The organism is Ningiella algicola (assembly GCF_028401415.2).
Classification (GTDB): domain Bacteria; phylum Pseudomonadota; class Gammaproteobacteria; order Enterobacterales; family Alteromonadaceae; genus Glaciecola.
On the sequence record NZ_CP171821.2, the window covers coordinates 4,638,838 to 4,653,824 of the forward strand.

Here is a 14,987-nt window from a genome sequence, read left to right on the forward strand (position 1 = left end):
CAGACACTAAAAAGTGACGCAAAACAGCGACATAGCGATTAGCGTCATTGCAATGTGGGAGCAAAATGCTCATTATGAAATCATCGTCTATCAGCGACGGCGTTATGCTTATTCGTCGCGTACATACCTCCCACGAATTTATGGAAATTACCGATTAAATGGAAATCAGCTACAGCGTTTTTGGTTCTCAAGCACAGTATGCAATCAAGGCTCTACGTAAAGTCTTAAACAGTTGTGAATATTTGACTCAAGTATCTGGTTTAAAAGTTCTTTCTCGCATTTCATTAGATACCTTCTCAGCGCTTAACGATTCAACCCTGGATGCAATCGCATCAACACTTTCGCATCAAATTAGTGATAAGCGCAGTGCTCAACAAAGCACCAATGAAGGTAATTACGCCAAGCAAGACGCACAAGTTGCAGCCATTTCAATGCAAGTTATGCCTGAGCACTTGAATCGCCTGCAGGGTGACTTCCGCTTAATGTTTGTTGATCAAGCCACGGGTAACTTGCATTTAGCGGTCTCAGCATTTAACCCGCAAACGCTATTTTACGCGCGCTTACCTGACTTTACAGACACTTATATTGTAAGTAGCGACATAAGCCTCGTGCTGGACCTTGTTCTCCCTGAGGTTGACTGCACTTCGCTTGCAATGTGGCTAGCAGGGCGTCCCGATCCTAATCGTTCGATGTTTGAGAACATTCATCAGGTCGCTCAGGGCACCTGCGTATCCATGCATATGCATGCTTGCAGAAATGCACGTTCAACGAATCAAAAGACCACTGAAATAGAAGCACTACACTCTGTAAGCATTGCAAGCCAGCGCTTTTGGGATATTGACGCAAACACCTTGCGCAATGTGCCTGAATACAGTGACAGCGCGCTCCCTTCAGAATTTGCCTCTCGATTAAACACGAGCGTACAAAGAAATTTATCAGCGTATACAAGTAAGGAGCTAGCGGGTGACAACAATGAAAACGTGTTTACGCAATTAAGCGGTGGCATGGATTCAACCTCCGTTAGTGCATTGGCTTATAGTGTTTTGAGTAATGCAGACGCGCGCCTGCACAGCATCTCGCATACTTATCGCGATACAAAAAGCTGCGATGAGAGCGATAATATCAACGCTATGATCGCGAAGTATCCTTTTGCGCAATCACATTTTATAGAGCTGGATAAATACACAGAAAAGTCCTTTGCAGAGCTGTACCCAACCCATCCTCAAAGCCCGGGCATGGTGCTATCGCCCAAATATCACGAGGAGGCAAAGTTGATGCAAGCCTGTAATGCCAAGTTATTGCTAACGGGAAACGGGGGCGATGAAATGTGTTGGGGGCATAGCTTTGTCTATTACGACCGTTTAAAGCGCGGTGATATAAAAGTATTGTCAGAAGTGATGAAGGGCGCTCGCGAGCTAAAGCTGTCGCGCTGGCAGTCGCTCAAATCGGTGTTTTTAGGGCCAGTGCTACACTTTGACATTTTGCCCATGCTGACATTCAGCGAAAAGTTCAAAGCGTTGTTTGAAAAAACGCTGCATATTCCGCCATGGCTCAGCCCACACGGCGAAAGCATGGTGCGTGAGCAGCAAAACGCCATGGCAAATGCCAACCCATTCTCTGATGGCAAGCATGGTTTAACGCGCTACGCTCGCTACGAGGGCTTATTTAATACCTCTACCTTCAACAGCATGCGCTCCTATCAGGCAGTGTTTGATACCTATGGTTTGCAGGTGCAGCATCCGTTTTTCGATAAAGACATTGCTGAATTTAGTTTTGCGATTGAGCAACACCAGCATATTAACGGCAAATATCCGAAACTGCTGCTTCGAAAAGCGATGACCGACTTACTCCCCGAGCAAGTGTGTTGGAATATGCATAAAACGGTGTTTGATCAGCATTTTGCAAAGCTTGTTCAACAAAATGCAGTGAGTTTGCGTAAACTGCTGGAGCACGAAGGCTTACAGGACCTAGGTTTGGTAAACAACGAGCACTTATTAACTATCTTCGACGCGCTCGTAAATTCACCCCAACCGTCACTGAATGTCGATTTGCTTTATGCGATCTTAGTGCAGTCTTGGTATCAGACCCACATATTGAAGCTTGAATAAATTACTTAGCATTTCACACGGGTGTCAAGATTTTTTACACCATTCACTTTGTTTATGCGAGTATTTTTTTTAGTGATTCAGCTTGATTAACCAGAGTTCGGGTTAATTAAACAGACGCGCAGGATTATCTAGCGTTAATTTCTTTACGGTAGCCGCATCAAGGTTTTTTAAATCATGAACTGAAGCCAAATCGGGTGCACGACCTTTGAGATTATGACAGTCTGAGGCAATTGCAAAGACTTTATCCTGCTCTATTAAATCAAATGCCATGGCTTTAACGTCTTCTCCAAATTTACCTCTTAAGCTACTCGCCGTGACCTGCAAAGGACAGCCGAGCTTAATGAACTGTTCGAGTTTTTCGGGATGATCAACAAAGGTACGGTTGCGTTCAGGATGCACAATAAGCGGCATAATGTTTTGGCCGATTAGCCAGTTAACCAAATTGTCGCTTCCGTGAGGCACGTCTATTCGCGGAAACTCAAGCAAAAACACTTTTTTACCGTCCAGTGTGCCAAGCCATGGAATTTGGTTTTGCATAACAAGCGGCATTATTTCAGGGCCAATGCGCACTTCTGCTGCAAGACGCAGATGAATATTGAAACCTGCATCTTTTACATTCGCTTGAAAAGTATTAAAGCTTTGTTCAAGCGCGTGTTGGGTATTGTCGTAACGGCCAATATGTATATGGGGAGTGAGCACCTGTGTATGCACGCCTTGGTCGACAATTCGATTCAGCATTTCAAATGACTCGTCTATTGTGCGAGCCCCGTCGTCAACGCCAGGCAGAATGTGGCTATGAATGTCAATCATCGTATTGTTTTACACCTGTCAATAAGCTATTAAATTGGTACACATAGGTATCTCGTCTAATACAAAAGTATTGTAAAAAAGTGCCTGTTTATCATAATCATAGCGCTTTAAATATGATTATACACGATGTACACTACTCGCGCTTGCTGTGAATTTATGGAAAGCTTACGCAATTGCGTTTGGCTTGTTGTTCCTAACGATAATAATAGCAAAACTGTTTACAGACAGCGCAAAATAAGAGGGCGAGTTCGTAAATCGACCATCAGAAACACTCATTAGTCGATGAAATTTTCCCCATGTTGAATATATTTTTAACGTTGAGCCAGGCAATTTTAAACGCATATTTGAGAAATTCTTTATGCGAATAACAATAAATTAAAATGCTTTGCCGCACGTTTTCTTGCTTAGACAGTGTTTCACTCGCCTCAATTATCTGGCTTATTGCCCGATATAATATATGTGAATGCGTTTGTATTTAAACGCCATATAGAAAAGGTGAACCTATAAACACTCAACAAAGCGCACTATACAAAAGAGCAACCGACAGCACCATTATGCTAATCATAAGCGGTGGGATATGTCTTGGTATCCTCCCTTTTGCTGTTTACCGGGTTACCACGGGTGATCACGAAATAGCGCTTTTAAATTGGATCATAGTGCTTGGCACGGCATTTATTTTCCTGCATTTGTGGCTCACCAATAATAACAAAATCGCCCGTGTTGGTATTTCATTGCTGACGATTTTCGCAATGACCACAACCATTTATTTGAAGGGCGCGGCAAATGTACATTGGGTCTATCCTGCGCTCACCGCCACTTTTTTCTTGTTATCTCCGATTCGTGCTGCATATATGACCTCCGTGTTCTTGCTGGTGATCCTCGCGATGATTTATCGTGAAGTGAGCTTTTTGTTTTTATTGACCTTCGCGGTATCAGCAGGCGCCACGTTTTTGTTTTCGTTTGCATTTTCTAGACGAATGGGTAATCAGGCAAAATTTTTAGAACAGCTCGCAACCACAGACGCGCTGACCGGAATTGGCAATCGACGCAAACTAGAAGAGAAGCTTTTGGATATCATCCGCCGTATAAAGCGATATCCTAACAACGCTTGTTCACTGATTATTTTTGATATTGACTACTTTAAGCAGGTCAACGACAAGTACGGTCATGCCAGCGGTGATATGGTCTTACAAGGTTTTGCCCGCTTAATAGAAGAGCGCATAAGAGAAGCTGACAGTCTATTTCGTTTGGGCGGAGAGGAATTTGTACTGGTGCTTGAGAATACGCATCTGTTCGAAGCAAAAAGCCTAGCCAAAAAAATTGCCCGGGAAGTGGAAGAAGCCAGATGGGATATTGGTGACTTGACGATTACCACTTCCGCTGGCATTGCTGAATATTCTGAAGATGAAAGCACTTACGATTGGATGAAGCGCGCCGACGACGCATTGTATCGCGCAAAAGCTGCGGGCAGAAATCGCTGTATCAGCACTAACGACTTGCTCGCTGTAAACGCTTAATACCCATACCCCTATAATTTTTAAAGGGCTTTGCGCGTTGGCATCACCACGTTCGCAAAAATCAGACCCGCCACTAAAGACATGAAAATCACAAAGGTTTCCTGGCCAATATGATCGGCATGCATGAAATCTTGGCCAGACACGAAGGAGTTAAGTCCAATATAGGTTTTTGAGCCCGGTACAAGCACAATCAGCCCTTGCATCAATACTATTGATGCAGGTGCATGGGCAAAGCGAGTGAATAAGTTCGCAAATACGCCTACCGCAAAGGCTCCCACAAAGGTGCCTAAGCCGAACTCTAGGTATTTAGATGCCCAGTATGTGCCAAAATAACCGACAAAACCGCACATGATGGCCCACGGTGCATGCTTTATCCTCAGCTTAAAGATAACAACAAGTGCACTACAAAGCGTGAGTACGGCAACCCAAATCGCCCATTTAGGAGTGGGTTCAGTGGGTACCATTGCCACTTCTGAAAACCACCAAAAGCCAATCGCAATGCCTAAGAATGCACCAAAATAAAGCTTAAACAGCTGCATGAGTGCGTCCATTACCCTAGCTGTGCCCGATACCAAATTGCGCGATGACAGTTCAGCTAAGCCAATGGTTAGCGCCAGTCCAGGAATAAAGATAATGATGGAGGAGAGCACAACCAAACGAATATTGATAGCTGGCTCCACAAGCGCACTAATTGCGCAGGCACACACCCCGGCTACAAGTGCAGCCGCAGGCTCCAGCATCAGATTGACGCGCTTTGAGTGCAGCGACCAAAAGTATATAAGGTACATTATGCAGCCAATTGCGCCTGCGGCAATGGCATCATCAAAACTTGAGCCCATCACAATGGCAAAGGAGCCGGTAGATATCCCCATTGCGAAAAACTCAAACAAGGGGTGATAAAAGGCAGGTAGGTTGTCGATGCGGCTGAGTTCTTCGTCTGCCTCGCTTAAATTGAGTTCAGCACTTAGCAGTCGTGTAACCAGCTCGTCAGTTCTCGATAGGGAGCCTAAATCTAGTTCGCCGGGCTGAACGCGCGCTGCATGATTATATTCGTCTTCTCGCTTGTCGCTCCAGATGACGAAGGTGAGGGAGGTAGGCGTTGAAATAAAGCTTGCATTCACGTTAAGGTAGCTTGCGACTTCAAGCAAGTGTGCTTCTAGGCGATGCGCAGGCGTACCGTACTTGTGCAACATTTTGCCAAGCTTGACGATAAATCTTCGGATTTGTTTAAATTCTTGTTCGTCCAATATGGCTCTTCAGCTACAACAGCGACATAAGGGTTTGCGCTATCTCAAAATTTGGCAGCACTTTACTCGCTCCGCCAAATTTTACAAGCTCTTTTGGCATCCCGTATACCGTGGCCGTTTGTTGTGACTCTGCAATGGTAAATGCGCCCTTCTGATGGGCGGTTGCCATGGCCTTCGCGCCGTCATTGCCCATGCCTGTAAGCTGAACACAGCAAAGCTTGCTTGGGGAGATATGCTTGAGTGCCGATTCTACTAACAAGGTAATGCTCGGTTTCCAAATTAGTGGGGTTTCACTTGTGTCGGGTGAGGCGCTTAAACCATTGTTACGTTTATGCAAAATCACATTTGCATCGCCTTGCGCCACGTAAGCATTGCCGGGCATTAATCGTGTTTCGGCATTTAATTCGTGCACGCTTAGCTTAGACATTTTGTCCATTCGCGTGGCGAACACTTGCGTAAAACGTGAAGGCATATGCTGCGCGATAATTATGGGAACAGGATAACTGGCGGGAAGCTTGGGAATAATCTCTTGCAAACACACCGGCCCGCCTGTTGATACACCAATGATCACTAGTTCAAGTTCTCGCCGTTTGGCAGGACGCGAAGGGTTAAGCAAGCGAACGCTTCGAAGCGTATCCGTATTATTTGTTGTAAGCTTTGGCGAAGCTGTGTTCACCACATTTGGCGTGGCGGGGTATTTGGCTGCGGTAAAAGATGAATTTGGTTTATCAAGCGGTTTAGACCGAGAAACCTTCGCCGCGTTTATTACCTTGCTGACCAGCATATATTTGGATTTATTCAAGGTCAGTGATACCGGCCCATTAGGTTTGGCAATGTAGTCCAACGCGCCTATTTCAAGGGCTTTTAAGGTTTCATTCGCATGCTTTTGAGTCAGTGATGACACCATAATGACTGGGGTAGGGCACTGCGCCATGATTTTTTCAAGACAGGTCAGTCCGTCCATTACCGGCATGTTGATATCAAGCGTGATTACGTCGGGCTTAAATCGGGTAATTTTTTGTAGGCATACTTCACCGTTTTCGGCGGTATCGGTGATCATGCCGTGCTCTACTAGCGCACTGCAAATATGCGTGCGCATTAAGTTTGAGTCATCTACTACGAGTACTCTGAACGCGCGATTATCAGGCATTTTTCTCCTTATTTGTGCTAACGAGAAGTGCAGGGAGAAGCAGCAAGTCGACAATTAAGGCCGCCGCAATAATAATGGCAGTAAGCGTGCCCATATCGGAGTTTATCGCAAAATCCGAAAGGGCAAGCACAGTAAAGCCAGCACACAAGACCACTGTTGTGATAAGAAGCGCCTTGCCTACGTTCTCGTAAGCGAACTGCACGCTTTTTCTCGCACTAAGCCCTTGATCCATCCCGGCTTTGTACTTACTTAGAAAATGCACGGTATCATCAACAATAATCCCAAGTGTCATGGTCATCACCACTGACAGCGCCATACTGATTTTGCCCGATATCAAAGCCCACATTCCAAAGCCAATGAGCGCAGGCATTAGATTAGGCACCAAGCTTATGAAACCAAGTTTAATGTCTTTTAGTGCAACAAATAATAAGGCCGAAATGAGCACCAGAGCGATAACTGCACCGGTCATCATGCCTTGCATATTGGCTTTGCCAATGTGCGCGAAAATGAGCGGCAGGCTAGCAGCATCAATGCGATACTCTGGTGCGCGCTCATTCATCCAATTTTTTGCGCGCTGTTCAAAGCCGGTAAAGTCTTCACTGCCTAAGTTTTTCAAGGTCACCATCACGCGCACAGCGGATTTATTGATATCAATTTGGTTATTGATATCAAGACCATAAGGCAATGACATCTCATAAAGCAGTAAGTATTGAGCGGCAACGTCGGCGCGTTCGGGCAAGCGGTAAAAGCTTTTGTCATCGGCGTTTAAATTCATGTTCAAACGCTTCATTGTGTTTGAGAAGCTTAAAACGTGGTCAACTTCTTCTTGTTCCTCGAGCCAGAGCGTAAATGCTTCAATGCTTTGTAAAAACTCGGGTGTCGTAATGGCATTCTCTTCATCGGTGTAAATGGCAAAATCGATGGTGCTAAGGCCGCTTAGTTTGTCTTGTTGGAAGTCAGCGTCTTGCCTGAAATCATTTCCTTTATTGAAGTATTCAATGGCGATGTCGTTAAGCTGATTTTGTGACGCTAAGTAGGCGCTGATGCCCATTAGCGCAAAACAGGCTATTAATAAGACGCGATACCATTTAAATACCCAGTCAGAGAGTTTTTCCCAGTTTGAAGCTTTGGCCTTATCACTATCTGAGTATGCTTCTATCTCATCTTGGTCAATCTGATAGGAAACCGGCATGATGATCAACATGGCAGGCAACAGCACTAAAGAGGTAATGCAGGCCAAAGTCACACCAATCGCCACCAAATTGCCTAGGTCAGAAAGAATAGGCACCTTTGCAAAATTGAGCGTTAAAAAGCCGATGGCGGTCGTTACGCTGGTGATCATAATGGGTTTGGTATTCAGCGCAATCGATTTTTGTAAGGCTTCGATTTTATTTAAGCCTCGCATCATATTCACGCGAAAGCCTGATACAAGATGCACGCTGTCGGCAATCGCCAAGGTCATAATAATAACAGGCACGTTAGCCGTTGCGATATTCATAAACATACCAAGCCATCCACCAATGCCCAAGGTGGCACTTACGCACACGCTCACGATAATCAAGGTGGCGACAGTGGCGTATACCGAGCGCATTAACACAGCAAGCAGTACGCTAATGATCAAAAACATGATAGGGAATAGCGTCGCAGCGTCTTTAATAGCGGCCAAAAACATGGCGTCGGTCATAATCACAATACCCGATAAACGAATATCATGTTCTGGATATTCAGCTTGATAAGGCGCAATCATGTCGCGTACGTATTTGCCAATTTCTGTTATTTCTTTTGTTTGATCACCGTCTGGCAACTGCACGGTTACGTTGATCATGGTGATATCACCATTGGGCGATATCAACTTATTGAGCATATCGGGCTCGGCAACGCTGACTCGGCTGATGGTATCAACGCGCTCATCGTCTAAGTCGTCAAGCTGTAAGAGCAAGTCTTCGACTATTAAATCGTCGTCAAGTGCATAGGTGTGCTGAAAATTGGTGATGGAATCAACCCGAGTAGACAAGGGTATTTGCCAGCTGTCTTCGGTGAGACCTTTAATTAATGTCAGACTCTGCTTATTGAACAGCGATTCGCCATTTTTATAAATGATGATGCTAACGGTCTCATTTTTGGTAAAAATGCGCTGCATGTTCTCATAGGCAACGCGCTGAGGGTTGTCTTGCTCGAAAAAGACTTTGTAATCCCCTCTGAAATACAGGTTTTTCGCCCCAATTGTCATACCGATAATGCAAAGAATAACGACCGCAATAACCGTTTTAGGATAGCTAAATATATAACGTACCCATGCTGGCTGCATGTTATGCGTTGTTTGCTCTGAAGCATTGATTTTTGCCATCGTAAAACAGGGCACCGTTTTTGGGAGTTTCTATACCTTAGTGTAACGGAGGATTTGGGAAAAAGTTAAGCATATTTGTACACCGTATCAGCCTCTAGATATACAAAAGGCCTCACAACTCAGTTATGAGGCCTTTCGATTCTGTTTGCTTCGCTTAATTAGTTGACGTTTACAGGCTTACGTGGGCGTTCATTAGAACGTGTGAACAAGCCTTTGATGAAGTGAAACATCCTGCGGAACACCGCGCCTATGTCGGATAAAATCATATACAAACAAGGGACTAAAATAAGTGTGACCAGCGTTGCGTAAAGCACCGCAAAGCCAAGTGCGACTGCCATGGGTATCACAAAACCTGCCTGCAAGCTGGTTTCAAACATGATGGGGAGCACCCCCGCAAAAGTGGTAATGGAGGTTAAGGTTATCGCTCTAAATCGCGCGCAACCTGCTTCAATCACCGCCTCTCGCACGCTGTATCCTTGAGCTCGCCTTTGATTGACAAAATCAGTCATGACCAGCGAGTCGTTAATGACAACCCCGGCAGCAGCTATTAAGCCGAAGGACGAGAACATGCTAATATCCATTCCGAAGATGAAGTGCCCCCAAATCGCACCCGTAAAACTAAAGGGGATCACCGACATGATGATGAGTGGCTGAGCGTAGCTTTTAAGGGGTACCGCAAGTAACACATAAACCATCACCATACCGGCTACGAAGAACAGCATTTGTTCATCCTGTTGCGCTTGCTGTTCTTCTATTTTACCGCCAAGCTCGGTTTTTACCGATGGGAAAGCCTCTTTCAATGCGGGCAAGATGTTGTCTTTGACATTATCTACCACTTCATTTGGCTCAATCACTTCTTCGTCTATGTTGCCCCAGATATAAACGCTTCGATAGCCGCCTTCGCGGCGAATGTAGCTAATACCGGGTGCCTCATACAAATCTACCACGTCACCCAACATCACTTCTTGTCCGCTTGGCGTGGTGATAAGCGCGTATTTTAAGTCAGCAAAGCGCTCTCGCGTAAGTTTAGGGTAACGCACCATCACGCGGACTTCTTCACCATCACGCAATACGCGCTGGGCTTCACCGCCGTAGAAACTGGCGCCAACTTGGGCTGCAATGCTGGTTAAATCAAGACCTAAGTCATATGCCACTGGTTTTAACTGCATTTGCACTTCTTTACTGTCGGGGTCAATGGTGGAGCTAACATCAAACACGCCTGTTTGTGTTTGCATTAGCTCAATCATGTAGCGGCCTGCAGCATTTAATGTCGCAATATCAGAGCCAAATAGCATGTAGCCGAATTCCCCGTCTTGGCCGCCGCCATTGACATCGTCTTGAATAGTAAATGACTTCATACCGGCAATTTCTGGCATGGCTTCTCGCCATCTTCTGGCAAGTTCGAAGGTGTCGAAGTGACGTGCATCTTCATCCACCAGTGGCGCCATTAAACGGCCTTCGGTTCGACCTTGGTTCCAGACAAGAATGTCTCTTACCATGCCACTTCCGTATTCCTCAGCAATTTCATCATCCACCGACATCACAACCGATTCAATGGTTTTAAGTGCATTGATGGTCACCTCGTCTGATACGGTTTCGCTCATTTCAATTGTGATGCTCGGGAAGTCATGAGGAACTTTAGGCTCTGGCACCATGCGCACGTAGTTAGCGGAAATGAGTCCCCAGCTTACAATCAGCATTGCAATGAAAAAGCCTAAAACAATCCATCGTTGGCGAGTACACGCAGTGACAAAGCGTTTATACGGGCCGTGAATAAAACCAAAATAGCGATTGTTGAAGCGCTCTCGCCAGCCGTTTTTCTTTAAGGGTTTAAAGCTAGAGTGGGCAATATGCGCCGGAAGAATAAGCTTTGATTCAATGAGAGAGAAAATCAGGCACAGGATGGCTACACCTGCAATATTGATAAAGAAATCGCCCATCGGGCCGCTTGCAAAGGCAAAGGGTGCGAAAACGGCAATGGTGGTCAAAACACCGAAAGTGGCAGGCGTTGCGACGCGTTTGGCACCAATGATAACGTTGCGCACGCCGCCGCCTTTTTGCTCAATTTCAGTATAGGCGCTTTCGCCTATGACAATGGCATCATCCACCACAATCCCCAGCACCATAATAAATGCAAACAGTGACAGGATATTGATCGTGATACCCAATGCAGGCATCAGCATCATTGCGCCTAAAAAGCACACAGGCAAGCCAATCATTACCCAAAATGCAAGCTTAAAGCGCAAGAAAATCGCGAGCATCAAAAATACCAGAATGCCCCCTTGCAGCATGTTACCAAGCATCATATCCAGGCGTCCGTTTAAGTAGTAGGTCATATCCACCAATACTTTTAACTGCACGCCTGCTGGCAAGGTTTTATTGCGCTCTGCGATATAGTCGTTGACCGATTTCGCCACCGGGATAATATTTTGGCTGCGCGTTGCTTTTACGCCCATGTAAATGGCGTTTTCGCCGTTGTATTTGAAGTAGCGCTCGCCCTCAGTAAATTCATCTTTGATATTGGCCACATCTTTAAGCAAGACCTTCGCGCCACCATCGCCAATTTTTACAGGAATATTGCGAAACTCTTCGCCATTGTAAAACTGGTTTTCAACGCGCACGGCAATCATGCCGCTGTCAGAGCGAATTTGTCCGGCTGAAAAGTTCGCTGAGAAGCGACGAATAGCCTGCGTCACATCTTCAATCGTCAAGTTGTATTTGCGCAGCATTTCCGGTTGAATTTCAATCCCAATTTCACCGTCTGGCACGTCTGCATTAACTATCTGGACGTTGCCAAGTTGCAGTAACTCTTCTTCAATCTGATTGGCGAGCGGCTTTAGTTCAGTAAGCGGTAAATCTGCGACCACCGACATTTCGATAACGTCTTGCTGCCATTCTATTTGCGAAACAGTAATGGGCTCCATTAAAGCGGGGAAGGTCGCTATGGAATCAACACGCGCTTTGATTTTGTCTAATACATCAGGCAAATGCTCATCTGGATGAATTTCCATGGTGACTCGACCGCCACCGCGCCAGGAGCGCCCAACCGATTTCTTGATTTCAGTAACATCGGTAATCGCTTCTTCAATTTTGATGACAATGTTTTCTTCAATCTCTTTTGGCGATGCGCCAGGATAGCTCACGTATGCATTGATGTAGTTAATTTCGATGTTGGGGAACATTTGTTTTTGAATGGTGAAATAGCTCACAATCCCCATAATAATAATGAAGCCCATCAAGAGGTTGGCCGCCACCGGGTTTTGCGCGAAAAATGCGATTAGGCCGCGCGGCATGGGTTCAACTTGAGGTGTATTTTCGCTAGATTTGTTTTCGTCAGACATACTTTCGTTAGACATGATGCTCTCCTTAATCCATGTTGTATGAAATTAAGGCTTGGTCAGGCGATTTTACTTTTACCTGCATGCCGTTTTGTGGATACTCTGGTAGCTCTTTTACCATTCTGTCATCAGCATTTACGCCGCTTGATATAAAGAAGTAGCTACCTTCTTCACGAATCACTTCTACCTGATGAGATTCCAATTCGTCATTTTCATTAAGTACCCAAAGTTTGCGATTGTTCACGAGAGATTGCGGTACTTTAAAGACGTTCTGCAGTTGCTTACCTGCTATACTGACTTCCACATAGCTGCCAAACTTAAGTGCAGGTGCGTTGCCATTCAGACTGTAGGGGTCTTCGACTCGCACCACTAAATGAAGCATGCGAGTGGCATCATCTAGTACACCTAAATCGCGAGAAACAAAGCCGGCACGCTGAATAGGGGCTCTGTCTTTTGTGGTAATAACCGCTTCGTTTCCGCGCATCTCATCAAGCAAAAAAGGACGGTCAAAGCCTGCGATGGGTAATACCACTTCTGCCGTTTCAACATTACTTAATGTAGCAACAGTCATACCCGGGGTGACATATTGTCCTGAGCCGATTTGCCTAGACATGACTAAGGCGTCATATGGAGCGGTTACTTGCGTCTTGTTAAGGTTTCTTTTGGCAATTCGCAAAGAGGCTTCGGCTGATTTAAGCTGCGCTTGTGCGCTCAACACTTGAGGCTTGCGTAAGTAAAGGTCAGATACTTGATTCGCCCCTAAGTTTTTAGCTTCACGTTGCGCGACTTTTTGACGGGCCAGCTCTTCGGTTAGTGTTGCCTGTGCAAGGGATACTTGTGCTTCAGCTTGCAACACTGCCGCTTCATAGGCGTCTGGCTCGATCAAAAAGAGAATATCGCCTCGCTTAACTACACCACCCTCAACAAAGTTCTCGTTCCAACTTAAGACTTCCCCCGAGACTTGCGCAGCGAGCACGGTTGTTTCAAGCGGCTTTACTTCTCCGAAGCTGGAAATCACCACATCATGATTTAGAGGCACCAGTGCCTCTACACTAACGGTAGGGCGAGTGTCGACAGGTTCTTTTTCGTCTTCGTCCTCAGCGGTGGCTTGAATGCCCGTGCTTATCCCTACAGCAACTGCAATAATTGCAAAAAAGCCTATGGCCTTGAGCAGATTAGATTTCAGTGAGCTACCTTTCATTGTTTTGGTTCCTTGTTGAGTACACCACTTATTATATGCTTTGTGTATTTACAAGGTATGTGCCAAATGTAACTAAATATATGATTTTTTACTCAAAGTGCACAAATCGCGGCGATCAGCGTCTGGTAAGATGAGTTAATTTTGTCTTTTGCTGATTATTAGTGGTTTATTTGACTAATGATTTGGTGAAAATTGCAATATTTTGGTTGATAAGTCGCCCGGAATCAGATTGTTAGCGCGCCTTGCAAATCATCTTCATCCTTGTTTCATGTTCGCTTTTCATCCAATTGCTGATAGTGTTACGAGCATAATAAAAAAGGATACTCGCCATGCACAAACGCACCTTTACACTTTGTTTGCTACTGCTTATTTTTTTAGCTATGCCATTGAGTTTTGTCGCTCATGCCCAAGGCGAGCAAAACGCCGATTCGATTCAACCAGTTGAGCGAGCCTATAACAGCCAAGTTGCCGATTCGATGAAAGCCGTCGAGCAAGTGCCGCCAGTCGTTACTGTGAATCAGGCTATGGACGACTTGCCTGATGATTTTCAGCAAATAGTGGTTCGCAGAAAAAATATTTTGTTGTCAATCAACCGCACCAATTCTCAGTTAGCCATGTTGCAAGGCGATATGTATTCTTATGCTTACTCTTCGCCAGAGATGCTGCAGCGAGAGCTAGATGAGGCCAATACACGACTTGTTCAAAACAAGGCATATATAACGCAGCTAGAAAACAGGGGAACTAGCCTGAGCGCGGAGGAGGAGCAATCCATCAAAGCTGCGCTTAGCTATATCGATATTGACGAGGATTCCATCAAAAGACTCGAGCGCGACATGCGAAAACTTCAGGAAGATGAACAACGCATCCAAAAGCTTAGCAATGATTTGCTGTCATATGAAAACACACTGACTGCAATCGAGCTAAAACTCGGCAATATGTTCAACTTAGAAAAAGAACGCAACAGCTTTAGAATGATGACGAGCATCGCCTTTGTCGCGTTGGTAGCGATAGTCATCGTCGGGTTTTACATTATTGCGCTGAAAAAAGAAAACATCGCAGAATCTATCTTTGCTGGCGAAAAGGGTATTCAATTTGTCACTATTTTCTTAATTGTTATTTCAATTATTTTATTTGGCATTATGGGCGTGTTGGAAAGCAAAGAATTGTCAGCATTGCTTGGTGGACTATCAGGCTACATTCTTGGAAGGGTCAGCACCTCGACCGACCGCAAAAAAGATGAGGCAGTGCAGCAGGAGTAGTCAATGCAGA

The 14,987-nt window shown here is 45.3% G+C and carries 9 protein-coding genes; 3 read left to right on the top strand and 6 right to left on the bottom strand.

The window, feature by feature from the left end; all coding sequences use genetic code 11:
- The first annotated feature begins 158 nt into the window (after positions 1 to 158).
- Positions 159 to 2,108, top strand: a complete 1,950-nt coding sequence (locus tag PN836_RS20320; protein WP_395341932.1) for an asparagine synthase-related protein — start codon at positions 159 to 161, stop codon at positions 2,106 to 2,108.
- Positions 2,109 to 2,210: 102 nt separating this feature from the next.
- Here PN836_RS20320 and PN836_RS20325 read toward each other — a convergent pair whose 3' ends face one another.
- A complete protein-coding gene (locus tag PN836_RS20325) occupies positions 2,211 to 2,918 on the bottom strand; it encodes a tyrosine-protein phosphatase (RefSeq protein ID WP_395341934.1) in 708 nt (235 codons plus the stop codon).
- A gap of 554 nt (positions 2,919 to 3,472) precedes the next feature.
- On the opposite strand from PN836_RS20325, the gene PN836_RS20330 reads away from it, so the two are divergent.
- The gene (locus PN836_RS20330) at positions 3,473 to 4,435 is read left to right on the top strand and encodes a GGDEF domain-containing protein (protein WP_395341936.1); all 963 of its coding nucleotides are present in this window, start codon (positions 3,473 to 3,475) and stop codon (positions 4,433 to 4,435) included.
- A 20-nt stretch (positions 4,436 to 4,455) separates the two neighbouring features.
- On the opposite strand, the gene PN836_RS20335 is transcribed toward PN836_RS20330, so the two are convergent.
- From PN836_RS20335 to PN836_RS20355, 5 genes are all read right to left on the bottom strand, one after another.
- Complete coding sequence (locus PN836_RS20335; protein WP_395341938.1) at positions 4,456 to 5,682, bottom strand: threonine/serine ThrE exporter family protein; 1,227 nt, start codon at positions 5,680 to 5,682, stop codon at positions 4,456 to 4,458.
- Positions 5,683 to 5,695: 13 nt separating this feature from the next.
- Positions 5,696 to 6,832 carry a chemotaxis-specific protein-glutamate methyltransferase CheB gene (gene cheB, locus PN836_RS20340; protein ID WP_395341940.1) on the bottom strand — a complete coding sequence of 379 codons (1,137 nt, stop codon included), beginning with the start codon at positions 6,830 to 6,832 and terminating at the stop codon, positions 5,696 to 5,698.
- Entirely contained in the window at positions 6,825 to 9,179 is a 2,355-nt protein-coding gene (locus PN836_RS20345) for an efflux RND transporter permease subunit (RefSeq protein ID WP_395341942.1), read from the bottom strand. The genes cheB and PN836_RS20345 overlap by 8 nt, the downstream gene beginning before the upstream one ends.
- A gap of 158 nt (positions 9,180 to 9,337) precedes the next feature.
- Positions 9,338 to 12,520 (bottom strand): efflux RND transporter permease subunit, encoded by a 3,183-nt coding sequence (locus PN836_RS20350; RefSeq protein ID WP_395345762.1) that lies wholly within the window; start codon positions 12,518 to 12,520, stop codon positions 9,338 to 9,340.
- A gap of 25 nt (positions 12,521 to 12,545) precedes the next feature.
- Complete coding sequence (locus tag PN836_RS20355; protein ID WP_395341944.1) at positions 12,546 to 13,718, bottom strand: efflux RND transporter periplasmic adaptor subunit; 1,173 nt, start codon at positions 13,716 to 13,718, stop codon at positions 12,546 to 12,548.
- A 329-nt stretch (positions 13,719 to 14,047) separates the two neighbouring features.
- Here PN836_RS20355 and PN836_RS20360 point away from each other — a divergent pair, with 329 nt between their 5' ends.
- Complete coding sequence (locus tag PN836_RS20360) at positions 14,048 to 14,977, top strand: hypothetical protein (protein ID WP_395341946.1); 930 nt, start codon at positions 14,048 to 14,050, stop codon at positions 14,975 to 14,977.
- The last annotated feature ends 10 nt before the right edge of the window (positions 14,978 to 14,987 follow it).

Excerpts from the sequence above, each read along its gene's own strand:
- PN836_RS20320 (WP_395341932.1), top strand. The coding sequence starts at position 159 with ATGGAAATCAGCTACAGCGTTTTTGGTTCTCAAGCACAGTATGCAATC.
- PN836_RS20325 (WP_395341934.1), bottom strand. The coding sequence starts at position 2,918 with ATGATTGACATTCATAGCCACATTCTGCCTGGCGTTGACGACGGGGCT.
- PN836_RS20330 (WP_395341936.1), top strand. The coding sequence starts at position 3,473 with ATGCTAATCATAAGCGGTGGGATATGTCTTGGTATCCTCCCTTTTGCT.
- cheB (WP_395341940.1), bottom strand. The coding sequence starts at position 6,832 with ATGCCTGATAATCGCGCGTTCAGAGTACTCGTAGTAGATGACTCAAAC.
- PN836_RS20345 (WP_395341942.1), bottom strand. The coding sequence starts at position 9,179 with ATGGCAAAAATCAATGCTTCAGAGCAAACAACGCATAACATGCAGCCA.
- PN836_RS20350 (WP_395345762.1), bottom strand. The coding sequence starts at position 12,520 with ATGTCTGACGAAAACAAATCTAGCGAAAATACACCTCAAGTTGAACCC.
- PN836_RS20355 (WP_395341944.1), bottom strand. The coding sequence starts at position 13,718 with ATGAAAGGTAGCTCACTGAAATCTAATCTGCTCAAGGCCATAGGCTTT.
- PN836_RS20360 (WP_395341946.1), top strand. The coding sequence starts at position 14,048 with ATGCACAAACGCACCTTTACACTTTGTTTGCTACTGCTTATTTTTTTA.